The sequence below is a fragment of the Halobacillus litoralis genome, from assembly GCF_020524025.1.
In the GTDB taxonomy this organism is placed as follows: domain Bacteria; phylum Bacillota; class Bacilli; order Bacillales; family Halobacillaceae; genus Halobacillus; species Halobacillus litoralis_D.
Map to the genome: position 1 here is coordinate 25,910 of NZ_JAIVKN010000008.1, position 23,053 is coordinate 48,962.

Sequence of the window (23,053 nt, forward strand, 5' to 3'; positions counted from 1 at the left end):
CGAATTCCTCCACCACCTATATCTTCAGACAATCCGAAGATCATGATTTACTGAATAAAATAGTCTAACTCATGGTAATGTGGATTGTCGTCCAGAGATTCTTTACACGAATCACAAATAGTTGTTATATCCATATTGCCGTTTGTGGTCATATGAACCATTTGTTCTTGATCCTGATCATTTAACAGATCAAAACCCAGCTGTGAGACATCCACATGTTTGGCATCTAATTCACCGACCTGGTTTTGACAATGACGGCAAAAATAACGAATTTTCATGTCCATCCTCCTTGAAGGGGTGATGGTAGATAGTTTTACCGTCATTGGTCCGAGTTATACGATGAGAGATGCCTCTCTTTCATTCCTACATATTATAATCATTCATTACTTTATCAAAAGAGTGGTTCACCCAGGATTCACACGCCTGTACAGCATAATCAATACTTTCTTTTACAGCAGCCTGCTCCTCTTTATTAAACGTACCCAGGACATGATCAATGACCGTTTTAGAACCATGCGGACGCCCGACTCCGATACGCAGGCGCTTGAATTCTTTTGTACCAAGCTGGTCGATAATATTGCGAATGCCGTTATGTCCTCCGTGTCCACCTTTTTTACGTAATCGAATTTTTCCAGGAGCCAGATCCAAGTCATCATAAACGACCAATACATCCTCCACATCAATGTTGTAGTATTCCATAAGAGGACGTAATGACTCACCCGATAAATTCATGTATGTCTGGGGCTTTAAGAGGATCACTTTCTCTCCCCCTATACGCTCCATTGTATATAACCCGTTAAACTTCTTCTGAGTCACAGACCAATTGTTTTGATCTGCCCACTCATCAACGGTCATAAAACCAACATTATGACGCGTCTGTTCATACTTCTTACCTGGATTTCCAAGACCTACTATACATTTCATACGTAACTTCCTTTACTCTCTTTGTACTCATACCCTAATTATATCAGAGCCTCAGCAAAAATAATGTCAAAAACCGTTTGAGGTTATAAAATCCCAAGGGAAACGTTTGTTTATACAATCCCCTTAACCATCATTCTTAAACGCAGAAAAGGGCGGGGCCTAATCGGCCACGCCCTTTCCTTAGATTTCATTTTATTCGTTTGTCTCTTCGGATTCATTCTCGTCTTCATCAGACTTCTCATTGATGACTTCAGGTTCAGCATCCGCATTCTCGGTATCCGGCTCTTCCGGCATTTCTTCCGGTGGAGTGACAGATACGATAGTCGTATTCTCATCTTCAGTAATTTCATAGCTGCGACTCGCTTTCAAATCACTGACCATGATGCTGTCTCCAATATTCAGTTCAGAGATGTCCACGAGAATTTCTTCTGGAATATCCGCCGGTTTAGCACGAACAGCCAGCTCATATAATGGCTGCTGAACGACACCGCCGTCTTTGCTTCCAATCGCTTCCCCTTCAAGGTGGACAGGAACTTCAACGTCCATCTCCTGAGACATGTTAACGATGTAGAAATCAGCATGAATCAATTCATCTCTTAAAGGATCGACTTGATATTCATGCAGCATAACGTCGACCGTATCTTTACCTTCGATATCAAGGGAAATAATCGCATTCTTCCCTTCATCACGAACAGTCTTAAGTAACTCTATGCTGTTAACAGCAACCGTGATCGGTTCTTTATCCTTCCCGTACACTACACTCGGAACATTTCCTTCCAAGCGTATTTCACGAGTAACGGATTGTTTGAGATTTTGTCTTTGATTTGCTTTTAATGTAGTAGCCAAATTAATCAACCTCCAGTAATTTACCAATCATTTATAACAGTTTCCCGTTATACGCAAGAGTTAAACCTAAAAACTGAAAATTAATCAAATAAAATACTAATGGATTGACGTTCATGAACGCGAATGATGGCTTCACTGATCAAGCCGGCAACAGATAGCTCTGTAATTTTTTCACTCGCTTTTTCTTCTCCAAGTGGAATCGTATTCGTTACGACAAGCTCTTTAATCTTGGAATTATCAATACGCTCAATCGCAGGTCCGGACAACACCGGGTGCGTACAGCAAGCATAAACTTCCGTTGCTCCATTTTCAATAAGCGCATTGGCTGCAAGCGTAATTGTTCCAGCTGTATCAATAATATCATCAATAAGAATCGCTGTTTTACCTTCAATATTACCAACGATATTCATGACTTCAGCAACGTTCGGTCGAGGACGGCGTTTATCGATAATTGCAATCGGTGCTTTCAGACGGTCGGCCATCTTACGGGCACGTGTAACACCGCCATGGTCCGGAGATACAACCACGACGTCATCAAAGTTTTTCTCTTCAAAGTAGTCGGAAAGAATCGGCACGCCTACTAAGTGATCAATAGGCAGATTGAAGAATCCTTGAATTTGCGGCGCGTGAAGATCCAGCATAAGCACACGGGAGGCTCCAGCTGTTTCTAACAGATCAGCAATTAATTTAGCCGTAATTGGTTCACGGGCGCGGGCTTTGCGATCTTGACGAGCATAGCCATAATAAGGCATAACAACGTTAATGGTACGTGCAGAAGCACGTTTCAGTGCATCGATCATGATTAAGAGTTCCATGATGTGTTGATTGACCGGCTCACTTGTAGACTGGACAATGTACACATCGCATCCACGGATACTTTCTTCGATGTTGATTTGAATTTCTCCGTCACTAAAGCTCGTGACTGTACATTTTCCTAGTTCGACTCCGATGTTATCAGCAATTTCCTTAGCTAACCCAGGATTTGAGTTCAGTGAGAATACTTTAAGTTTTGAATCTTTATATCCAGTTGACATGGATGTTACCCTCCGTTAATCTTTTTTGATCGATTTCATTTTACTTGCATAGCCTTCTTTATTCGTCTGGCGGGAACGGGCGATGGACAAAGCCTCTGACGGTACGTCTTGATTAATAGTAGATCCAGCGGCAACATATGCGCCTTTCCCTACGGTTACAGGTGCGATTAAGTTTGAATTACAACCAATAAACGCATCATCTTCAATAGTCGTCAAATATTTCTTTTCTCCGTCGTAATTCACAGTTATTGTACCACAACCGATGTTCACACCATTTCCGACTTCTGCATCTCCAATATAGCTTAAATGAGAGACCTTACTTTCGTTTCCTAACTCGGCCTTCTTCACTTCCACGAAGTTCCCGATTTTTACGTCGTTCCCAAGAGAGGATTGTGGTCGAATATGGGCGAAAGGACCAACCTGGACCCGCTCTCCAATTTGACTATCCGTCGCAACACTCTGCTTGATCGTGGTTTGTGATCCAACATGACAGTTGGTAAGTGTCGTATGAGGACCTACAACAGCATCATTCTCAATCGTTGTTTGTCCTTCTAATATACACCCTGGATAAATAACAACATCTTGACCAATAGTAACATCAGGTCCGATATACGTTTGATCCGGATCCACCAACGTCACACCATTTCTCATATGTTGCTCGTTCACACGGTTTTTCATTAACTTTTCTGCTTTAGCTAATGCAACACGATCGTTTACCCCAAGTGATTCAGAAAACACAGGGGTTTGATAAGCACTGATGGTTTCGCCTTGACCTTTTAATATCTCAATGACATCCGGAAGGTAATATTCTCCCTGCACGTTATCATTGGATACATTTTTCAGCGCTTCAAAAAGCATGGCATTATCAAAGCAGTACGTTCCAGTATTAATTTCCTGAATGGCCTGCTCTTCATCTGAAGCATCCTTCTGCTCCACAATCCGTTCAACCTGACCATTCCCACCACGAATGACACGGCCATATCCGTGAGGGTCTTCTGCATGCGCGGTTAGAATCGTAGCTTTTGCTTCTTCACGATCATGATGATCCAGAAGCTTTTGCAGGGTTTCGCCCGTCAGCAGTGGTGTATCTCCACATACTACAACCGTTGTTCCTTCTTTATCTGCAAGAATCTTATCTGCCTGCAAAACAGCATGTCCGGTCCCAAGCTGTTCTTCCTGGACGACATAATGGCTGTCTTCCCCAAGCTGGTCCTGGACTTTTTCCGCACCAAAACCTACAACAGTAATCAATTCTTTTAAGTCTAATGTATTCAATTGGTCTACAACATGCTGGACCATAGGTTTTCCGCATACAGGATGCAAAACTTTATATAGTTTTGATTTCATACGCGTGCCTTGTCCAGCTGCCAGTACAACAGCATATCGATTAGTCATGAAAGTACCTCCATCCTAATTATCCACTTTGAATCATATCTTAATCACAAGCTGATTTCAACAATAGAGGATAATGGATGAACGTTTTTCACAAAAGGTTTATGGATGCTAAAAAAGAGCCTAACCTTAAAGGTTAGACTCTTGGTGTTCGTAAGTATTAAGAAGCACCGGCTTCTTCGAATTCCACCTCTGCTTCTTCCTCCTCACCGGCCTGGTGATAGGCTTCAAGTACAGCATCCTGAATCTTTCCACGTGTACCTGAATTGATCGGGTGCGCAATGTCTCTGAACTCACCATCTGGAGTCCGCTTACTTGGCATTGCTACGAATAAACCATTGTTGCCATCAATCACCCGTATGTCATGGACAACAAACTCCTGATCCAAGGTAATAGAAGCAATTGCTCGCATTCTTCCATCAGTATTCACGCGTCGCAGTCTTACGTCAGTTACTTCCATTAGAATTCACCACCTTTTATACAAAAGAACTTATGTAACACAAATTCCACAAAACGGGAAAAATTCCTGCTTATTTTCTAAAAAATTTTAATTTTTATAAGCTTCAATTGTAAATTATGGTTTTTCGCATGAAAAAAGCCCCCATACGAAAGCATGAAGGCCATTAAGAATCAGATATTTTCCAGGAGATTTCCCGGTCGAACTTCAATGGATGACTGCCGTTCATCCGCATTTACTATTTGTACGAGTGAAAGGTACTCCTCAACGACACGATCTTCTTCTTCATCTTCAGCTTCTGCCAACACACCAATTCCAGCAAGTTCAGCGTCAAATTCTTTTAACAAGTTGCGCATTCCGTTAATCGTACCGCCTGCTTTCATAAAATCATCGATGATGCAGACTCTTGATCCCTGCTCCAGAGAACGCTTTGTTAAAACCATGGTTTGAATCTTGCGGGTGGATCCAGATACATAATTGATACTTACAGTAGATCCTTCAGAGATTTTAGGATCCCGTCTGGCGATGACAACAGGAACATTCAAATACGAAGCCACCGCATAAGCAAGAGGAATTCCTTTTGTAGCCACTGTCATGACAACATCGACGTTTTTGTCTCTAAAAGCAGAAGCAAACAAACGCCCGATATTCCGCGTAGTTTCCGGATCCCCAAGGATATCACTCATAAATAAGTAGCCACCTGGAAGCAGCCTTTCAGGATCCTCCAACTTATCACAAAGTTCACTCACAAAGGTGCGGCTGTATTCCTGTGAAAATACAGGGATATATTTCACTCCGCCTGCAGCACCGGAAACGCTCTCCAAATAGCCAATCCCTTCATGCTTGAACATCTTATTAATAATTCCAAGATCTTCACTGATTGATGACTTCGCTGCTTCATACTTCTCGGAGAAATATGGAAGAGATATTAACTCTCTTGGTCGATCAAGAATAAAATGAGTCATCGCGACAAGCCTTTCACTTCTTTTCATAGTAAGGACACCTCAAAATCCGAATGTTTTCTATAAATATAACAGATTTGTACGGAATTTATCAAGAGGTTTCTTGGTATCCAAGCATCCTTACCATATAAACTTCCGTACAAAAACCTTTCAGGCTGTTATAAATACGCTGCGCGCGCGCATCATGTTCAACCAGGCAGAAAACAGTCGGTCCGCTTCCACTCATGAGTACGGCATCCGCACCCGCCTGTTTCATCTGCTCTTTAATTTGTCCAACTTCCTCATGTAATCCTAACGTTACCCCCTCAAGGGTGTTTCCTACATGAGAACAAATCCCGCGATAGTCGCCTTTTTTTAATGAATGGACCATAGCTTCCGTATCAGGATGTTCGGCTTTTTTTAAATCGAGCCGTTGATAAACGGTCTGCGTTGAGACACCAATGGTCGGTTTAGACAACACCACCCAGCAGGGGGGCGGAGCTGGCAGGGCCTTCACTTTCTCTCCACGGCCTGTAGCTAAAGCTGTTCCTCCATGAACACAAAAAGATACATCCGAACCAATCTCTGCACCAAGGTCAGCAAGCTCATCCATAGAAAGACCAAGATTCCACATCCGGTTGACCCCTCGTAATACAGCAGCAGCATCACTGCTCCCTCCGGCCAGACCAGCTGCGACTGGGATATTCTTTTCAATAAATATTTTGACGCCCTCTTTCACTTGGAATCGATCTTTGAGCAATTTGGCAGCACGATATGCTAAGTTGCGTTCATCATTTGGAACGAACCTGCTTTCGGACTCCACTTTGATATCTCCACTCTGAAGAAGTGTCAGTTCTATGCGATCAGCTAGATCTACAGTCGTCATGACCATTTCTACTTCATGAAACCCGTCCGCACGTTTGTATAAAACATCTAGCGACAAATTTATTTTCGCAGGAGCTTTTTCAAGTATTTGCATGCAAGCACCTCATCTTCAAGATTATCTGAAAGCATTGTACCATATTTCTCGTCTAAAAGAGCGACCAGACCGATTCTACCTGCCTTCTTTGAAGGTACACCTATATGTATAAAAACCCCTTGATGCAGAAGCACCAAGGGGAGTGTTCAGTTCTGGCTTTTCACCATTTGTTCTTCTGCCATTTGAATGGCTCGTTTTACCATATTACCGGCATCGCGCCCAGTGATGCCGCCCCATCCGTCTTTCTCTACCTTGTCGTAAAACCCAAGCTCTCTCGCGATCTCTTCCTTCAACGAATCGGACATCATGCTGCGCTTACGTCCCATCGTCTTCAGCTCCTTTCGCTTTCACTCAGCTACGACAACGTTAGTATGTGTAAATTCCTCTGCAATGTGCAAGGGATTTGTATGTATTTATGGAATTTAATTCTAGAACGTTTGAATGCAGACAAACAGCGCCAGACTCGTTAACCTTTGGCATCTTAATGGATAAATCCAGTCAAATCATGAATGGTTCAACGAAAACAAGACAAAATAAAAAAGCAGCAAACGGAAGGTTCACTGCTCAAGTGCCATAGTTTGTAGGTCGTCGAAGTTTAGTTCGACTGTCTCTGTAAGTACATCTGCATAGCTGTATGATACACGTTCAAAAGCATTTTCTTCTTGGTCCAGTTCTACAATGAAAACAGCAGGATAAGTTTCTGCCAGAATACCGGAACGTTCAATTGTTTTTCGACGTCCACCATTTGCTTTCAATGTTAGACGTTTACCAATCTGCCCTTCAAGGGATTGCTTGATTTCTACTAACGTTTTAGCCACTGCACTCCACCTCACTGTATTTTATCTTATCACGGTTAACGGACAAAGTCAAATAAAATATTCAATTATACCAACATGCGAAAAACAATGCAACAGAATGATATAAATAATCCGTCCTGGTTAGGTTATCCAATGCATGAAAAAGTATGTATAATTTATTTAAAAATCTCCATGATCTAATGCGTGCCTTTTTTCTATATATAATTGAGATCTGAAGGTGCCTGAAAAAGGGGGCCGTCATACAGCAAACACAAAAAAAGCCGTTGTTTCTTGAAGAAACAACGGTTATAACTCTTCTTGGTTTTCTGTATAAGGAATACCTATTCGAAGCAGCCCTTTTGTCTCTATTCCTCCAAGTCCATCCTGTCCACTAATGGTATTCCGGATCACTTCCCATATGTTGATATGGTCCATAAAGGAGGTATAAGCCACCCTGGCCGCTACATAAACCGGATCGATTGCATGGATATTCACGCGGGCTGGCGAGCTGGCAAAATTAGCTCCCGCTCGTATAATAGACTCAAAGTGGGACTGACAGGCCCCTGCAAATACAACCAATTGGTCAAAGTTTGGATATTTCCGCCTTATATTTCTTACCGCTTCTACAAAATACCGGGAATGGCGGTAGGACTCTAACTCCCTCACCGATCCTTTTGCTTTAGAGTACGAGTCATGTCCTGTTAAGACGACAATTTCCGGGTGTACTTTTTCTATTAAAGGCAGGACTTGGTCCGGCATCTCTTTTTCATGAAGGTACTGACCATGAACCTGCAGCCCTAACTGCTCATATAGAGCAATACATTTTTTCAAGAATAATGGGTCCCCATCAATATGAAGAATACGGGGAGGGATTTGGAAGTAATTTGTTTCTTCCTTACTTGCGTACCCACTTCCTGCTTCAGCCTCTCGCTTTTCCCTCAGCAGCCTGTAATCCTGCCGAAAAAGTCGATAGGAATAGGCTTCCTGTTCATCCACTTTCCTTTTTCTTCTATGGTATTCAGCTCCGGTCACTTTTTCAATATCATCAAGCGGTGCATCGGCTTCAAGTCGTACGTGTTCTCCCATCAATGTAACCATTGAAGCCGTTTTTGTCTGCACCCGAAAAATAATGTCATGCTGATACGACTTCCTTGTTACAAGATCTCCCGTTGAAATCATCACTTCCCCACCTCACTCTAAACACTACTGTAGTGTATGTGAGAACATGGGCTTTGTGTCTATGGAATATTACTTATAAAGAATATTGGCTAACTGGGCGAATTCTTCCATTGTTAATGATTCTCCGCGACGGGAAGGGTCAATACCTGCTTCATCCAATCGTGTACGAATTTCGCTTTTATCCATCTCACCTTTGAAATGACGGGCTAAGTTATTCATCAATGTTTTTCTACGTTGTCCGAAGGTGGCTTTAACAACATCGAAAAAATAGTCCTCATCTTCTACCTGGACAGGTGGCTCGTCTCTCATTTCCAAGTGAAGGACTGAAGAATCAACGTTTGGTTGAGGCATAAATACGGTCTTCGGTACATTTAATACAACCTTCGCCTCTGTATAGTACTGGACAGCAATCGAAAGAGATCCGTAACTTTTCGTGTTCGGACTCGCAGCCATCCGGTCAGCTACTTCTTTTTGAATCATGACTGTAATACTGTCAATCGGCAGGCGATCCATAAGGAGCTTCATCAGAATAGGCGTTGTAATATAGTAGGGCAGGTTCGCTACGACACGGACTTTCTGCCCCTTCTTAAACTGATCAGCCACTACTCTTTCCACATCTGCTGATAAGATATCCTGATTCATCACATAGACATTGTCATAATCCCCTAAAGTATCCTCTAAAATCGGCAGCAGACGCTGATCAATTTCAAAAGCGACAACACGATCGGCATGCTTGGCTATTTGTTCCGTCAAAGCACCGATTCCCGGACCAATCTCAATAGCCCCGGCTGATGAATCAATCCCGGCTTCTCCGATAATATTCTTTAAAATGTTAACATCAATGATAAAATTTTGTCCGAGACTTTTCTTAAAGGAAAAGCCATAGGTCTGTAGAATCTCTTTTGTTCTTGTAGGTGTTGCTATTGGTTTAGTGTTCATCTCTTTCCTCCTGCAAAATCTCATTCATCACGTCTTTTAGTTGTTCGGGAGTAATGTGGAACATGTTCAGCCGTCTCAGCAGCTGCTTCCCGTTGGTTTTTCCTATTTTCAAGTTTCGTCCCAGCTTTTCACGAAGCACAGCTGACCCGGGTCCGCCGATAAGACCAAAATAAATAAGGTCATCTTTCGTAATTTCTCCCTTTTCTTCATCTACCAATTCATACACAGATGAGAGCGCTGTTTGTATATCTTCAATAGAGGCATGCTCAATACCAATTCCCTTATCATGCTTGGCTCTCGCCAAATCTTTAGGAAGAAATGCGTGTTTACAATTCGGGACGTGCTGGGTGACGATATGCCTGATTCGCTCGCCGGGATAGTCCGGATCTGTAAAAATAATTACTCCCCGCTTCTCCTGGGCATGCTTAATCTGCTCCAGCACCATATCATCAATAGCCGACCCATTTGTTTCAATGGTATCGGCCAGAACAGCTGACTTAATCTTTGCCGTATCATCTTTTCCTTCCACAACGATCACTTCTTTTATTCTCAAGGTCTTTTCCCCCTGTATCGTTCCCACATTCATCTTTTCATAGCATACCATGAGTCTATACACGGAAAAAAGCAGAGGAGTTCTTCCTCTGCTGTCTTTATTAATCCAATATTTTAACTTTTACATTCCGCGAGCCAAACCTAAGCGCTTCGCTCTTCGAAGGAACAAAGAGGTCAATCCGGCTTCCGTTAATAGCTCCACCAGTATCTCCAGCAACAGCGTATCCGTATCCTTCAACCCAGACACGACTCCCTAAAGGAATCACGCTTGGATCTACAGCTACCACTTTTTTGTTGGGATTTGCTTTCAAGTTAATTCCTGTGGCCGTAATTCCTGAACACCCTGCACAATTAGCTGTATAGGCCGTGGCATGCATATAAAGGGTTTTCGAAGCACTTGTGTTTCCTCTTGAAACATTCGTTGATGCTTCAGATGCTGAATTGGAAGAACTTTTGGAAGCAGGTGCTGCAACTGGCGCTTTTTTCTCGACTTTCGTCCCCAGCGCTACTACTTGTGTCTGGCTCTCTTTTTCCACAGTCTCTTCAACTAACTCGCGACTTGCTTCTTTACCATTCTTTATAATGACTTCATATTTCTTCGTAATCAGGCCTTTTTCTCCTGATTCCAAAACTTTCTTCTCACCTTTAGGTAATGAATCATCTTTTTTAGTTTTTACGGAATAATCGACTTCTTCCTCGACGATGTCGGTCACCTTCTCCACTCGTGTAATGGTAAGCGGTGAATCTTCGGTTATCCGTTCATCTGTAGAATAGTTCATCTCATCGAGTTCGTTGAGTGTAATTCCCTGATTAGAAATGAACGTTTCAGCCGTGACACCTGTCGTCCAAACTTTTTTCTCGTCTCCTCCATCATTGAGGGTGACTTGAAAGGCCTTGTCAACTTGGATATCCATTCCGTTTTGTACAGGAGCATCAAACGCATGAGAGATTTTATCCCTCTCTTTTACATCAAGGTCCTGTTCTTCAAGAAATTCTCCTATTGTAGAAGCCGTCGTGTAATATTCTTCTTTAGCATTTTGATCAACAGCTAGATTAATAGACTTAGATGCTATGTATTCAACATCCATCCCAAACTCTACTGGATCTGATAATTTATGTGATAGTTCGTCATGCTGATGAACCGTGATATCAAGTTCAGAAAGTAAATCACTGACGGTATCTGCATGAGTACGTATGAGTTCTGTATTTCCGTTGTGAGTCACTTGAACTGAAGCTTTGGTAGCTTCAAATGAAACGGTAACTAAAAAGGCGATGCATAGGACGGCAAACAGTGCTGCCCAAATCTTCATGTTTGATATGAACGATTTTAACATATTTCCTATTTTCATCCTTCGGCCTCCTCTCTAAAGCACGCGTTTTATTGTAGTCAAGTGACAAATTGAAGTCAACTAGATTTCTCTTCCAAAAAAAAAAAGAGAAGCCAGTAGACCATCACTGACTTCTCTATTATGCTATTTTACCTAGTTGATTAACATAACAAACGTGTTACAATTCCCATACAATTCTACATGTTTTGTAATATTGAGACCTTAGCCCCCTAAATTACGCTTGAATGCGGAAAAATTCGAGAGCATTCGACGTCGTAACTTGACTAACTTCTTCATACGAAATCCCTTTTAGCTCTGCAATTTGTTCTGCTACCAACTGAACATAAGCCGGTTCATTTCTCTTTCCCCGATTAGGATGCGGAGCTAGAAATGGGCAGTCAGTTTCTATCAGCAAATGCTTAAGATCGATGGCTTCTGCTACTTCTTTTGGTAACTTTGCATTTTTAAAGGTGACAGGACCACCCAGAGAAATCATAAAGTTCATATCAATACACTCTTTCGCTGTTTCCACCGGACCGCTGTAGCAGTGCATAATCCCGCCTACTTCTGAAGCCTCTTCTTCTTTTAAGATCTCAACAATATCATCGGTTGCTTCACGGTTGTGGATAATGATTGGCATGTTCACCTTTTTAGCCAGGCGGATTTGTTTACGAAACACTTCCTTTTGAACATCAGCAGGTGATTTGTCCCAATGGTAATCAAGCCCCATTTCACCAATCGCCACGACTTTTGGATGTAAGGAAAGCTCTTCAATCCAGTCTAAATCCGCTTCTGTCATGTCTACAGCATCAACGGGATGCCATCCGACAGCAGCATAAATGTGATCGTACGTTTCTGCAATTTCAATCGCCTTAGGAATTGTCTTTCGATCGAAACCCACAACCGTCATATATTGAACACCCGCTTCATGGGCACGTTCAATCGTCTGCTCTAAATCCTCTTCAAACTGATCTGCGTTTAAATGGACGTGTGTATCAAAAAGCATAAGTTTCTCCACCTTTCTACATTCATTGGAAAAGGGAAAGCGCTGATAAGAGCTTTCCCTTTTTTCATCCTTGTTATTTCACTTTTGTCCCATTACTAAGCGTCTGGTCAACAGATGCCAGGGATAACTGACCATGATCCTCACCAGCAAGGATCATGCCTTCTGATAATTCTCCACGAAGCTTAACCGGTTTTAGGTTGGCTACGCAGATGACTTTCCTGCCGACAAGTTCCTCAGCAGTGTAGTGCTCCGCTATACCTGATACGACTTGACGCTGTTCAAAACCCAGGTCCAGCTGTATTTTCAGTAGTTTATCTGCTTTTTTCACTTTATCCACTTTCAAGACCTCAGCGACACGGAAATCGAGTTTCATAAAGTCATCAATCGTTACTTCTTCAGCCAGATCATTTTTCTTCTCTTCTTGTTTCTCTTCTTTTTGAGGAGCTGGTTTTTTCATCATTTCTTTAATGATCTGCGTCTCCTCTTCTGCATCCAGACGAGGGAAAATCGGCTGATCTTTTTGAACCTGCGTCCCTGCAGGAAGAATACCAAATGTGTCCAGACTATCCCAGGCTTTGTACGACTCTTCCGTTACACCAAGCTGCTGGAAGATCCGTTCCGGAGTTTGTGTAAGGAAAGGCTGCAGCATAATCGCTGTATGACGGAGTGCCTCTGCCAAGTGTGCCATTACATTACCCAGACGTTCTTTTTGGCTCTCATCCTTAGCTAATACCCACGGTTGAGTTTCATCAATATATTTGTTTGTCCGGCTGATGAACTTCCACAAGTTAGAAAGCGCTACAGAAAACTCCATGTTTTCAAGCGATTCTTCAAGAGAGCAGCGTGTCTCTTCAGCTAATGTTTGAAGACTTTGATCGTACTCATTTTCTCCTGAAGTCAGGGCAGGAATTTCACCATCGAAATACTTACTGATCATCGCAACTGTACGGTTCAGTAGATTTCCTAAATCATTCGCCAGATCATAGTTTGTACGCTCAACAAAAGCTTCTGGTGTGAAGACACCATCTGAACCGAATGGCACTTCACGAAGAAGGTAGTACCGTAAAGCATCCAGACCATAGCGGTCGCTCAATTGAACTGGATCAACAACGTTTCCTTTTGACTTGGACATCTTGCCATCTTTCATTAGAATCCATCCATGAGCAAATACTTTCTTCGGCAGCGGCAGATCCAATGCCATCAACATGATCGGCCAGTAAATGGTATGGAACCTTACAATTTCCTTACCGACAAGCTGCACATCAGCAGGCCAGAACTTTTGATAGCGTGAATCATCATCACTATCGTAACCAAGTGCGGTAATGTAGTTGCTTAGAGCATCAATCCATACATAGATGACATGCTTTTCATTACCAGGAACGCCGACGCCCCAGTCAAACGTCGTCCTCGATACAGCAAGGTCTTCAAGCCCTGGCTTAATGAAGTTATTAATCATTTCATTCTTACGGCTTTCCGGCTGGATGAATGTTGGATTTTTCTCGTAAAATTCAAGCAGTTGATCCACATAGTTGCTCATCTTAAAGAAGTAAGATTCTTCTTTTACTTTTTCAACCTCACCACCGCAGTCCGGGCAGTGTTGATCGTCAAGCTGACGTTCTGTGAAGAAAGATTCACAGGATGTACAATACCAGCCTTCATATTCGTCTAGATAAATGTCACCTTTTTTCATTAAGTAATCAAAGATTTTTTCGACTACTTTTTTGTGACGATCCTGGGTCGTACGGATAAAATCATCATAGGAAATGTCCAGCTTATCCCAAAGCTGTTTAATGCCGCTGACAATTTCATCTACATATTCCTGCGGAGCTACGCCTTTTTCCTCTGCTTTTCGCTGGATCTTCTGTCCATGTTCATCTGTTCCCGTCAAATACATGACATCGTATCCTCTTAAGCGCTTATAACGGGCCATTGCATCTCCCGCAACAGTCGTGTAGGCATGTCCAATATGCAAATTACCACTTGGGTAATAAATAGGTGTTGTAATATAAAATGTCTTGTTTTCCTCAGGCATCCTGTTCCCTCCTCATAAATCTTCGATACGCCTAAAAAGGCCATGGTCTCATTCTATCGATTTATCTTCTTTATTTCCATTCCTAACATTAAAATATACCGAATAAGAAGTAAAACTGTCAAAAGTAACAAACATATTTGTTTAACATCTGTAAATACTCTGGTAAAATATAATGTACAACCACACCGTTGGATAAACTATCCATAAATGGAAACCCCGTCAAAAAGGGAGGAAGAGGCAGGCCTGTACATGTCGCTTTTCACCCCTTTTTATATACCTCCCTCAGTATGTGTTTCTGGAAATCTCTACAGACCTTTTAGGAATTGACACGTCTGGGAATGGTTGGTACTATAGTGTCGAGACATATGTCGAAACATGGCGATTAAACTTTTGATTGAGGGGAGACAGAAAAATGAAATCTACAGGTATCGTACGTAAAGTCGACGAACTTGGTCGTGTGGTTATTCCGATCGAGCTGCGTCGCACATTGGGGATCAATGAAAAGGACGCACTTGAAATTTATGTGGACGATGACCGCATCGTTCTTAAGAAATACAAACCTAATATGACTTGTCATATTACTGGGGAAGTTTCTGATGGTAATATGAAACTTGCCAATGGCAACCTGGTTCTTAGCAAAGAAGGCGCTCAAATGCTTTTGCAGGAACTACAAGACAACCTTAAATAAATAATATAGAGATAAATAAATAGACAGGCGACAAACTGGTTAATAGAAAAAAAGAAAATAGACATATGTTAAATAAATCCCTTACTGTTTACAGGCCTGACAGTAAGGGATTTTCTTATGTTTCACGATCAACATGGTAAGCTTGATAAACTTCTCTTTTAGGCAGCTTCCGATCAAGTGCCGTCTGCTTAATGGCATCTTTATTCTTCATGTTGTCTGTGTTCATATAATGTTCAACGTGGTCAATTACAGACAAATGAGACCACCAACTCTCTTTTTCTGCTTCTTCCTCTTCTCCTGATCCTTCGACAAGAACGCAGAACTCACCACGGATCTCCTGTTCATTCGTCCACTCTACCAGCTCCGATAACGAACCACGTACATATTCTTCATACCGCTTGGACAGCTCTCTTGCCAAGGTTGCTTTCCGGTCCCCGAGCATTTCATTTAGGTGGGAGATCATTTCCTTCAGTCGATGAGGTGACTCATAAAAGACCAATGTAGCCTGAAGCGGTTTAAGCCGGTCTAATATCACTTTCCGGTCCTTCTTCTTACGTGGCAGAAAGCCACAAAAATGGAATTCCTCTGTTGGAAGTCCTGAACCGGCTAATGCAGGAAGAGCAGCATTGGCTCCCGGAAGGACGACAACCGGAATGTCCATATCAATAGCTCTTTCCACTAAATCTGAGCCTGGATCTGATATTCCCGGCATACCCGCATCACTGACAATGGCAATATCCTCCTGGCCAAGCAGACGTTCGATGAGCTGTGGACCTTTTGTGTGTTTGTTATGTTCATGATAACTAACTAAAGGGGTTGTGATGTCAAAATGATTCAGTAATTTTTTTGTGTTTCGTGTATCCTCTGCGCCGATAAAATCTACTTGTTTTAAAATAGATACGGAGCGATATGTCATATCCTCTAAATTACCAATAGGGGTAGGAACTATATATAAGGTGCCTTTCGTCTGGGTCTGACTAAAACTCTTCTGTATTTTCAAAAGGACGTCCTTCCTTCCTGGTTGATATCCATTGTTCTTTCTGCTCTCTCGTCATCTTTTTGAGACGATATTCTTCCTGCATAGCCTCTGACTTTGTTGGATAGGTCTGAAATGCTTCTAAAACAAGCGGTCCGCGGCCTCTTGTGTATTTCGCTCCTTGTCCTTTTTGATGCTTATCGATCCTCGCTTTTAAATTATTGGTATATCCTGTATAAAGCGTGTGATCTTTGCAGCGAAGCATATAAACGAAGTGACTATTCTCCATAAAGAATTTCCCTTATCTCATCCGTGTATTCATCCTCATTTGTCAAAGCATAGAGAGGAGGGAGAATCTTCAACCCTGGTTTCCCATCACGCACACCTTCAATAAGCAGGATATTCGCTTCCTTTCCTTCTTTGGGATAGACAAGTCTCATTCTTTTTGGCTCTAACTTATTCGCTCGAAATGATTCAATGATATCAATCAATCGATCGGGACGATGAACCATAGACACTTTCCCACCGGATTTCGCTAATTTGCTGCATGATTGAACAACCTCATCCAACGTACAGTGGATTTCATGACGAGCGATGGCTAAGTGTTCGTTTAAGTTTTTCCTGTCACTTTCAGGGGTAGAAAAATAGGGAGGGTTACATGTAACAAGATCAAATTTATCATTTCCATAATACGCCGGCATATCTTTTAAATCACCGTGAATCATATGGAGCTGATCCCCCAGCTGGTTTAAATTGATATTCCGCACAGCCATGTCATAGAGTCTTTCCTGTATCTCCACACCAGTAATCGGAACATTTGACCTTGTGGAAAGGAATAGAGGGATGACCCCATTTCCTGTACATAAATCGAGAATTTTTCCTCTTGTCTTTGGCACATAAGTGAAATCCGCCAGCAGAACAGCGTCCAGCGAAAAGGCAAAGACACTGGGACTTTGGATGATTCTCATATTTTCCTTTGCTAGTAAAAAATCAATTCTCTCATCATCATATAGTTGAACCATCAAACCTTATTCCTTTCTTCTATCGATATAAAGAGAGCCCTTCCTCGGACGAGCAAGGAAAGGCTTGGACCTGGAGTTATTTCTTTTTATTCAAAAATGACAAACAGAATAAGCAGTCTTCGTCCCTTGGGCTGCCAAAATGTAAATTACAAATATGAAAGCCTTCTTCGTAAAGTCGAGCCAGGTTGTCATAGCCTTCGCCGACTACTGTGCCCTTGTCCTGTTTAGTCGTGGACGAGGATGCTTCTTCTTTTTCATTTTCTTTTTCTAATCGTTGTCGCAAATGATGATTTTCTAGCGATAAATGCTGGTTTTCTTCCAAAAGATAAGCCAGCTGCTTTTTCAAATCGCCGAGCTGCTCATAGAGCTCTCCGATTTGACTCTCAAAATGGGACACTTGTTCAAATATGGCTTTCTTATTCACGCTCGACTCCACCCTTTTATTCTGAGGCTTCGGTTTGAAGTACTCCCTCGTCAATCAGCTCTTGTAAAGAGTACTCGAGGACACGCTCTTTGTCGCGAAATTCAATTTGGACCATACGCTCCAACATATTGAGTCCGACGACTTTTCCTCTCCCAAAGGAAGTTGATATATTTTCACCGAGGTCTGGAAGCTCTTTTTTCGCATTTTCATAATCATCATTCTCATACTTGAGACAACACATTAAGCGGCCGCACAGTCCAGAGATCTTCGCTGGATTCAGCGATAAATTCTGATCCTTGGCCATTTTTATTGAAACAGGCTCGAAATCACCTAAAAACGTTGAGCAACACAGCATCCGTCCGCAGGGACCGATACCTCCAAGCATTTTTGCTTCATCTCTTACGCCGATTTGTCTTAGTTCAATTCTTGTCTTAAAGACAGAAGCAAGGTCTTTCACCAGCGTACGAAAATCGACGCGGCCATCTGCTGTAAAATAGAAGATGACTTTGTTGCGGTCAAACGTGTATTCAACATCGACAAGATTCATGTCCAATTTATGTTCGCGAATTTTCTTCTCACAAACTTGGTAGGCTTTACGTGCGTTGTCTTTGTTTTCATCCACCGTTACTTTATCTTTATCATCTGCAATACGGATGACTTTCTTAAGAGGTAAAACAACGTCTTCTTCATCTATGGATTTATTAGCAAGGACAACTTTCCCGAATTCGATCCCCCGAACTGTTTCGACGATTACATAGTCCTCTGTCGTCATCTGCAGGTCACCTGGATCGAAATAGTACACTTTACCGGCTTGCTTAAATCGGACACCTACAACTTCGATCATACGATCATCACCTCTGTAGTTGAAGGGTAAGTTGTTCCATCACTAAATTAGGATGGACATTTTGATTTATCTTTCGTTTCGCCTCAAGAATTGTAGACATAGAACGGGCTGCTTTTTGACGTGACCATCTCATAGAAGCCTGGTTCAGTTTCTCTCTTTCTGTCGTAAACACGATGGATTCTTCCCGGTCCAAAAGTACATTCATCACATCTTGGAACCAAAGCATTAATACATCGAGGCCACGCAGCAACTGAGAACGTTCCTTAAAATGAGGCATCCACTGATGATTGATAAACAAAAGTCCTTCATTTGGTTTATTTTGAAGCACTTCAATTAATTGTATCACTAATTTTCGTCCATTCGCAAACCACTCATCTTCATTCATTTCCAGTGCTTCTGTTAAATTATTCGTTAAAGCAGCAAGAAGCTTTGCATTTGATGAAGATACGCCCTCTTCCATCAATTTCTCTTCCACACGCTTTTGATTTAAAGGCTGAAATGCCAGAAGCTGACACCTGGAACGAATGGTATCCAAAATGGCTGGACCACTCTCTGTTAAAAGCATAGCTGTGGTCTGCTGACTTGGTTCTTCCAAAAACTTGAGAAGCCGGTTCGAAGCGTTCACTGTCATCTTTTCTGCATCGACGATAATGTAAACCTTTCGATTCGACTCAAGACCTGTATACGTAAATTCTTTCTGTAAATGAAGGATCTGGTCTTTTTTAATGGACTGACCATCAGGTTCAATCCAGTGAAGGTCAGGATGATTGCCCGAGTCAATTCTATGACAATCACGACAATCCTGACATGGATCTGCTCCCTGCCGGAACTTACAGAAGATACTTTTTGCAAATAGCAGGCTCATTTCCCGTTTTCCGGTTCCCCGGTTCCCCTGAAACAAATAAGCATGAGAAATCCGGTCTTTCTTAAAGCTGTTCATTAACATCTGCGCAGCCAGAGGTTGAATACTTTTCATTTCTGTCCATGTCTGCATAGTTATTCCGTCCTTAAGTGTATAAATTGATAAGCAAACCTTTAATCTCTCCGATGAGACCCAGCAGATCCACCGTTCGCTTTTCCTGGTCGATCACAGCATCCGTCAGGTCTTTCAACTTTTCATCCAGACACTCCACTATGGTTAACTTTCGTGTATGTCCGTGAGGGTTCCAATGTTGAGAATGCTTGAGGTTCATCCCATGCTGTAACTCTTTCATAAAATCCTTAATGAGTCGCTTATACTTAGCTAAATCACGGAAAGAGCGGGAACGGGCCACCCGTTCCCCCTGAGAGGTAATGGTATGAATGAGACGATTCAACTGAGCTTCCTGAAGCTTTTGACTTTGGGATTGAACCATTGCATCAAAAGGAATCCTCCCCTGAGACTGCTTGTTCATCTGCTTATGCTTCCCGTCCAACTGCGTACGCATTTCTTGTGTGATCTTCATATAGAAACCCTTTCTGTATTAAAACTGAAAAAAGGAATCAACAGGCAGAACGAAGACCGTAGCGCCACCTACTTCTACTTTGACGGGCTTTGGAATATAGGAATCTGCATTCCCACCCATTGGTGAGATTGGGGCTATCATCTGCTCCCGCTGACTGCAATTCTTTCTAAGGATGTCAAGGACATCATCGACATCGCCATCATCACAGCCGATCATGAATGTCGTATTCCCTTCTCTTAAAAAGCCCCCTGTAGTAGAAAGCTTGGTCGTTTTATAATCATTCTCTGCTAAAGCATCCGTCAAACGATTGCTATCTTTATCCTGCACAACTGCAACAATCATTTTCATAAAAAATTACCCTCCTGTTGGGTGTTTTATGTTTATTATATCAAAAGGTATGAACTCATGATGGCAGGCAATTCCGCAGAATTTGAAGTGCGTCTTCTTTTACTCTTTCAAAAGATTGACCAGCATCCAAGGTTTGAATACGGTCAGGGTAACGTGAAGCAAGATCCTGATAGGCCTGGTAGACTTGCTGATGAAAATCCAAATGTTCAAGGTCGAGCCTGTTCTGTTCACGTTCTTTATTTTCCATAATCCGATTTAACCCTTGTTCCGGTTCTATATTAAACAAAAGAGTCACATCCGGCATGCAGTCATCAATGGCAAATTCATTAATCGCATTGACTTCCTCCAGCCCGATTCCTCTTGCCACCCCCTGATAGGCAAGACTAGAATCAAGAAAACGATCGCAGAGGACAATTTTACCTTCCTGAAGGGCAGGAATTACCTTCTCAACTAAATGCTGGCGTCGGGCTGCCGCATACAAGAGAGCCTCTGTCCGCCGATCCATTTCCGTATGAGAAGGGTTCAGGATGACCTCTCTTATTTTCTCTGCAATACGGATGCCTCCAGGTTCTCTTGTTTCTAAAACCTGATACCCTTCACTTTTCAGTTCTTTTCCAATTTCGCGGAGTACGGAAGACTTTCCAGCTCCTTCCCCGCCTTCAAATGTTACAAACAACCCTCTCACATTCATTCTCCTTTAAACACTCGTATCCCTTTTTCAATAGTGGCATTCTGAAAACGTGCGCCTTGTTCAATTAACAACTGTACGTATTTATAATGCTGCTTGGAAATGCGCTCTCCTTTTAAAATCAGAGGAATACCAGGTGGATAAGGAATGACGGCTTCTGAGGCAATGCGGCCCACCGACCGTTCCCAACCCACAATCTCTTCAGGTAACGTCTGCATATAGGAGTAGCTCCACTCAAGCGTTTGAATTGGTGGAAACGAAATTTGATCTTGTTTTATTGTAGCATGGTTTTTCTCTTTTTTTAATTTGGATTCAACAGCTGACAGCCGCGTTTTCAGTTCCTCTATAGAAAATGTAGGTTCTAACCCCAATACGAGCAGCAGTTGATGAGAAACAGCCATCTCAGGTATGATCCCTTCGGACTCAAAAGCTTCTGATAAAGCATAACCAGACATTTCTTCAGGCTCTAGGGTGAGTTTTAAAGGATCATCCAGCGGACCTGAAGGAAGCAGTGTCCAGAAAGATTCGTAGTTATTAAAAAGCTCTCTTATTTCTTTAATGAAAGATATTAAGCGTTCTTCATCTGCTTTCGTCCATGTTTCCATATAGGACCTTGCAAGATCGAGACTCGCCATCAGCGGATAAGATGGACTGCTGGATTGAAGCATTTGTAAATAATGACGCACCCGGTCTACGCTTACCCTTTTCCCTTTAACATGAAGATATGAAGCCATTGTCATAGCGGGGGACATTTTGTGAGCGGATTGTACAACAGCATCAGCTCCTGCTTCCAAGGCGGTTGAAGGAAATAAACCGCCTAATTGAAACTGCACGCCGTGGGCCTCATCTATTAATAGTGGTAAATCATAGTGGTGAACGCGCTCAGCGATGGCTCCTAAATCAAAGGTTCTCCCAAAATAATCGGGATACGTTAAGATGACAGCCTTACTATCCGGATACTTCTTCAGGGCTGCTTCAATGGATGCTGCTGTTACTTTACTATACCGGTTTGTCTCGGACTCATAAGAGGGAGACACAAACACCGGGCTTGCTCCAGCGAGTTCCAATCCATTTAACACAGACTTATGACAGTTCCTCTGAACAATCACTTGATCTCCCTGCTGACATACAGACAATATCAAAGCTAAATTTCCAACGGTGGTTCCATTCACTAAAAAGAAAGTCTCATCACTTCCAAAGAATTCACCAGCCTTATCCTGGGCCTCTTTAATAACACCTTCTGGAGCGTGCAGATCATCTAAACCCGTAACCTCCGTGGCATCCATCTCCAGTACAGACTGGAAACCCGGCAGAGAAGCATTGTAAAAAACTCTGCCATACTTATGACCCGGCACATGAAAAGAGATCGGGTCCTGTCCTATATTGGTCATCAGCGCATCATAAAGCGGCGCATGAAGATTCTTCAACGTAACACCTTCTTCCCACACTCAAGCGTACCTAAATTCAACCACACAAGCAATACATGCCAGTTCAGTTAAATACCAATTAAAAAACCACTCCCCCTTGTGGTACATAGGAGCAGTGGTTTTTTCTTTAAGCAATCTATTATATGGGTGTGCCGTTGTTTCTTTACGGTTTACCAGAGAAACTTTAAATAATTCAGGATGGGATCATGGATTTATGAGCTTTTGACATTTGCTTTACAAAGTAATCATACTTTGGATCATCCGTTGAGGTCTGTATCATTTCAGCTTCGCACGATTCACAAATAAAAACCTGAAGCAGATAAAGACCTTTTTCCGTTTCTTTTGAACAAATACTACACTGGTGCTTTTTCTTCATTTCTCCCGTCTCCCTTCTTGTTACTAGCCATCCTTTTAGAAGATTTACTCTTAGTATCTCCTAATCTAGTAAACCTATACATCAAACAAGAGAATTTCAGGAACTTTTATAGTTAAAGCACAGCTTCAAGGATTAGAAAAAAGTTCGATTATGATTGGCAGGTCCTGTGCCCACATCAAACGCCCTGCATCCTGCAGGACCGGAAAGCGGGAAACTGCAAGAACCGCCTTGCACTCTATAAATATCTATAAAACAAAAAAATCCCTTCAGGACTTTTATCCTGAAGGGATTGCTGTTGACGTGGCGGCGTCCTACTCTCACGGGGGTAAACCCGACTACCATCGGCGCTGAAGAGCTTAACTGCTGTGTTCGGCATGGGAACAGGTGTGACCTCTTCGCCTTCACCACC

At 42.3% G+C, this 23,053-nt stretch carries 29 protein-coding genes and 1 rRNA gene; 1 reads left to right on the top strand and 29 read right to left on the bottom strand.

The features are described from left to right. Positions 1 to 47: 47 nt before the first annotated feature. The 17 genes from LC036_RS18040 to metG form a co-directional block, all read right to left on the bottom strand. Positions 48 to 278 (bottom strand): anti-sigma-F factor Fin family protein, encoded by a 231-nt coding sequence (locus LC036_RS18040; protein WP_226585918.1) that lies wholly within the window; start codon positions 276 to 278, stop codon positions 48 to 50. Between the two features lie 85 nt (positions 279 to 363). Then, the gene (pth, locus tag LC036_RS18045) at positions 364 to 924 is read right to left on the bottom strand and encodes an aminoacyl-tRNA hydrolase (protein ID WP_226585920.1); all 561 of its coding nucleotides are present in this window, start codon (positions 922 to 924) and stop codon (positions 364 to 366) included. A gap of 192 nt (positions 925 to 1,116) precedes the next feature. Continuing rightward, positions 1,117 to 1,770, bottom strand: a complete 654-nt coding sequence (locus LC036_RS18050) for a 50S ribosomal protein L25/general stress protein Ctc (protein WP_226585922.1) — start codon at positions 1,768 to 1,770, stop codon at positions 1,117 to 1,119. Positions 1,771 to 1,850: 80 nt separating this feature from the next. Continuing rightward, on the bottom strand, positions 1,851 to 2,804 hold the full coding sequence (locus tag LC036_RS18055; RefSeq protein ID WP_226585923.1) for a ribose-phosphate diphosphokinase: 954 nt from the start codon (positions 2,802 to 2,804) through the stop codon (positions 1,851 to 1,853). Positions 2,805 to 2,819: 15 nt separating this feature from the next. Further along, complete coding sequence (glmU, locus tag LC036_RS18060; RefSeq protein WP_226585925.1) at positions 2,820 to 4,199, bottom strand: bifunctional UDP-N-acetylglucosamine diphosphorylase/glucosamine-1-phosphate N-acetyltransferase GlmU; 1,380 nt, start codon at positions 4,197 to 4,199, stop codon at positions 2,820 to 2,822. 157 nt (positions 4,200 to 4,356) lie between these two features. Further along, positions 4,357 to 4,656 carry a septation regulator SpoVG gene (gene spoVG, locus LC036_RS18065; protein ID WP_226585940.1) on the bottom strand — a complete coding sequence of 100 codons (300 nt, stop codon included), beginning with the start codon at positions 4,654 to 4,656 and terminating at the stop codon, positions 4,357 to 4,359. Between the two features lie 170 nt (positions 4,657 to 4,826). Then, complete coding sequence (gene purR / locus LC036_RS18070; RefSeq protein ID WP_226585942.1) at positions 4,827 to 5,645, bottom strand: pur operon repressor; 819 nt, start codon at positions 5,643 to 5,645, stop codon at positions 4,827 to 4,829. A 61-nt stretch (positions 5,646 to 5,706) separates the two neighbouring features. Then, positions 5,707 to 6,573: a 4-(cytidine 5'-diphospho)-2-C-methyl-D-erythritol kinase gene (gene ispE / locus LC036_RS18075; protein ID WP_226585944.1), complete on the bottom strand. Its 867-nt coding sequence runs from the start codon at positions 6,571 to 6,573 to the stop codon at positions 5,707 to 5,709. After that, positions 6,540 to 6,707 (bottom strand): hypothetical protein, encoded by a 168-nt coding sequence (locus LC036_RS18080; protein ID WP_226585946.1) that lies wholly within the window; start codon positions 6,705 to 6,707, stop codon positions 6,540 to 6,542. Before LC036_RS18080 ends, ispE begins: the two co-directional genes overlap by 34 nt. A 12-nt stretch (positions 6,708 to 6,719) precedes the next feature. Continuing rightward, the gene (locus tag LC036_RS18085; protein WP_226585948.1) at positions 6,720 to 6,899 is read right to left on the bottom strand and encodes a small, acid-soluble spore protein, alpha/beta type; all 180 of its coding nucleotides are present in this window, start codon (positions 6,897 to 6,899) and stop codon (positions 6,720 to 6,722) included. A gap of 231 nt (positions 6,900 to 7,130) precedes the next feature. After that, positions 7,131 to 7,391, bottom strand: a complete 261-nt coding sequence (gene veg, locus LC036_RS18090; protein ID WP_035545428.1) for a biofilm formation stimulator Veg — start codon at positions 7,389 to 7,391, stop codon at positions 7,131 to 7,133. 285 nt (positions 7,392 to 7,676) lie between these two features. Beyond that, complete coding sequence (gene yabG, locus LC036_RS18095; protein ID WP_226585950.1) at positions 7,677 to 8,549, bottom strand: sporulation peptidase YabG; 873 nt, start codon at positions 8,547 to 8,549, stop codon at positions 7,677 to 7,679. Between the two features lie 69 nt (positions 8,550 to 8,618). Continuing rightward, positions 8,619 to 9,488: a 16S rRNA (adenine(1518)-N(6)/adenine(1519)-N(6))-dimethyltransferase RsmA gene (gene rsmA, locus LC036_RS18100; RefSeq protein ID WP_226585952.1), complete on the bottom strand. Its 870-nt coding sequence runs from the start codon at positions 9,486 to 9,488 to the stop codon at positions 8,619 to 8,621. Continuing rightward, entirely contained in the window at positions 9,478 to 10,041 is a 564-nt protein-coding gene (rnmV, locus tag LC036_RS18105; protein WP_226585954.1) for a ribonuclease M5, read from the bottom strand. Before rnmV ends, rsmA begins: the two co-directional genes overlap by 11 nt. A 100-nt stretch (positions 10,042 to 10,141) precedes the next feature. Beyond that, on the bottom strand, positions 10,142 to 11,389 hold the full coding sequence (locus tag LC036_RS18110) for a G5 and 3D domain-containing protein (protein WP_226585956.1): 1,248 nt from the start codon (positions 11,387 to 11,389) through the stop codon (positions 10,142 to 10,144). A gap of 214 nt (positions 11,390 to 11,603) precedes the next feature. After that, the gene (locus tag LC036_RS18115) at positions 11,604 to 12,374 is read right to left on the bottom strand and encodes a TatD family hydrolase (RefSeq protein WP_226585958.1); all 771 of its coding nucleotides are present in this window, start codon (positions 12,372 to 12,374) and stop codon (positions 11,604 to 11,606) included. Positions 12,375 to 12,447: 73 nt separating this feature from the next. Then, positions 12,448 to 14,406, bottom strand: a complete 1,959-nt coding sequence (gene metG, locus LC036_RS18120; RefSeq protein ID WP_226585959.1) for a methionine--tRNA ligase — start codon at positions 14,404 to 14,406, stop codon at positions 12,448 to 12,450. 412 nt (positions 14,407 to 14,818) lie between these two features. Here metG and LC036_RS18125 point away from each other — a divergent pair, with 412 nt between their 5' ends. Further along, positions 14,819 to 15,094: an AbrB/MazE/SpoVT family DNA-binding domain-containing protein gene (locus LC036_RS18125; protein ID WP_226585961.1), complete on the top strand. Its 276-nt coding sequence runs from the start codon at positions 14,819 to 14,821 to the stop codon at positions 15,092 to 15,094. A gap of 115 nt (positions 15,095 to 15,209) precedes the next feature. Here LC036_RS18125 and rsmI read toward each other — a convergent pair whose 3' ends face one another. The 12 genes from rsmI to rrf all read right to left on the bottom strand — a co-directional run. Then, positions 15,210 to 16,094, bottom strand: a complete 885-nt coding sequence (rsmI, locus tag LC036_RS18130) for a 16S rRNA (cytidine(1402)-2'-O)-methyltransferase (RefSeq protein ID WP_226585963.1) — start codon at positions 16,092 to 16,094, stop codon at positions 15,210 to 15,212. Beyond that, positions 16,072 to 16,359 (bottom strand): GIY-YIG nuclease family protein, encoded by a 288-nt coding sequence (locus LC036_RS18135; protein WP_226585965.1) that lies wholly within the window; start codon positions 16,357 to 16,359, stop codon positions 16,072 to 16,074. The genes rsmI and LC036_RS18135 overlap by 23 nt, the downstream gene beginning before the upstream one ends. After that, positions 16,349 to 17,092: a tRNA1(Val) (adenine(37)-N6)-methyltransferase gene (locus LC036_RS18140; RefSeq protein WP_226585972.1), complete on the bottom strand. Its 744-nt coding sequence runs from the start codon at positions 17,090 to 17,092 to the stop codon at positions 16,349 to 16,351. Before LC036_RS18140 ends, LC036_RS18135 begins: the two co-directional genes overlap by 11 nt. A 76-nt stretch (positions 17,093 to 17,168) precedes the next feature. Next, positions 17,169 to 17,516, bottom strand: coding sequence for a DNA replication initiation control protein YabA (gene yabA, locus LC036_RS18145; RefSeq protein WP_226585974.1), 348 nt, complete (start codon positions 17,514 to 17,516; stop codon positions 17,169 to 17,171). Positions 17,517 to 17,532: 16 nt separating this feature from the next. Continuing rightward, the gene (locus LC036_RS18150) at positions 17,533 to 18,360 is read right to left on the bottom strand and encodes a stage 0 sporulation family protein (protein WP_226585976.1); all 828 of its coding nucleotides are present in this window, start codon (positions 18,358 to 18,360) and stop codon (positions 17,533 to 17,535) included. A gap of 7 nt (positions 18,361 to 18,367) precedes the next feature. Further along, positions 18,368 to 19,354 carry a DNA polymerase III subunit delta' gene (gene holB, locus LC036_RS18155; RefSeq protein ID WP_226585978.1) on the bottom strand — a complete coding sequence of 329 codons (987 nt, stop codon included), beginning with the start codon at positions 19,352 to 19,354 and terminating at the stop codon, positions 18,368 to 18,370. A 13-nt stretch (positions 19,355 to 19,367) separates the two neighbouring features. Beyond that, entirely contained in the window at positions 19,368 to 19,805 is a 438-nt protein-coding gene (locus LC036_RS18160; protein WP_226585980.1) for a YaaR family protein, read from the bottom strand. An 18-nt stretch (positions 19,806 to 19,823) separates the two neighbouring features. Further along, positions 19,824 to 20,153, bottom strand: a complete 330-nt coding sequence (locus tag LC036_RS18165; RefSeq protein WP_226585989.1) for a cyclic-di-AMP receptor — start codon at positions 20,151 to 20,153, stop codon at positions 19,824 to 19,826. A gap of 55 nt (positions 20,154 to 20,208) precedes the next feature. After that, positions 20,209 to 20,838: a dTMP kinase gene (gene tmk / locus LC036_RS18170; RefSeq protein WP_226586006.1), complete on the bottom strand. Its 630-nt coding sequence runs from the start codon at positions 20,836 to 20,838 to the stop codon at positions 20,209 to 20,211. A 2-nt stretch (positions 20,839 to 20,840) separates the two neighbouring features. After that, positions 20,841 to 22,268: an aminotransferase class I/II-fold pyridoxal phosphate-dependent enzyme gene (locus LC036_RS18175; protein WP_226586000.1), complete on the bottom strand. Its 1,428-nt coding sequence runs from the start codon at positions 22,266 to 22,268 to the stop codon at positions 20,841 to 20,843. 193 nt (positions 22,269 to 22,461) lie between these two features. Next, positions 22,462 to 22,644 carry a sigma factor G inhibitor Gin gene (locus tag LC036_RS18180; RefSeq protein ID WP_226586002.1) on the bottom strand — a complete coding sequence of 61 codons (183 nt, stop codon included), beginning with the start codon at positions 22,642 to 22,644 and terminating at the stop codon, positions 22,462 to 22,464. 298 nt (positions 22,645 to 22,942) lie between these two features. After that, positions 22,943 to 23,053: ribosomal RNA gene (gene rrf / locus LC036_RS18185) — 5S ribosomal RNA — on the bottom strand; the annotation flags it as partial.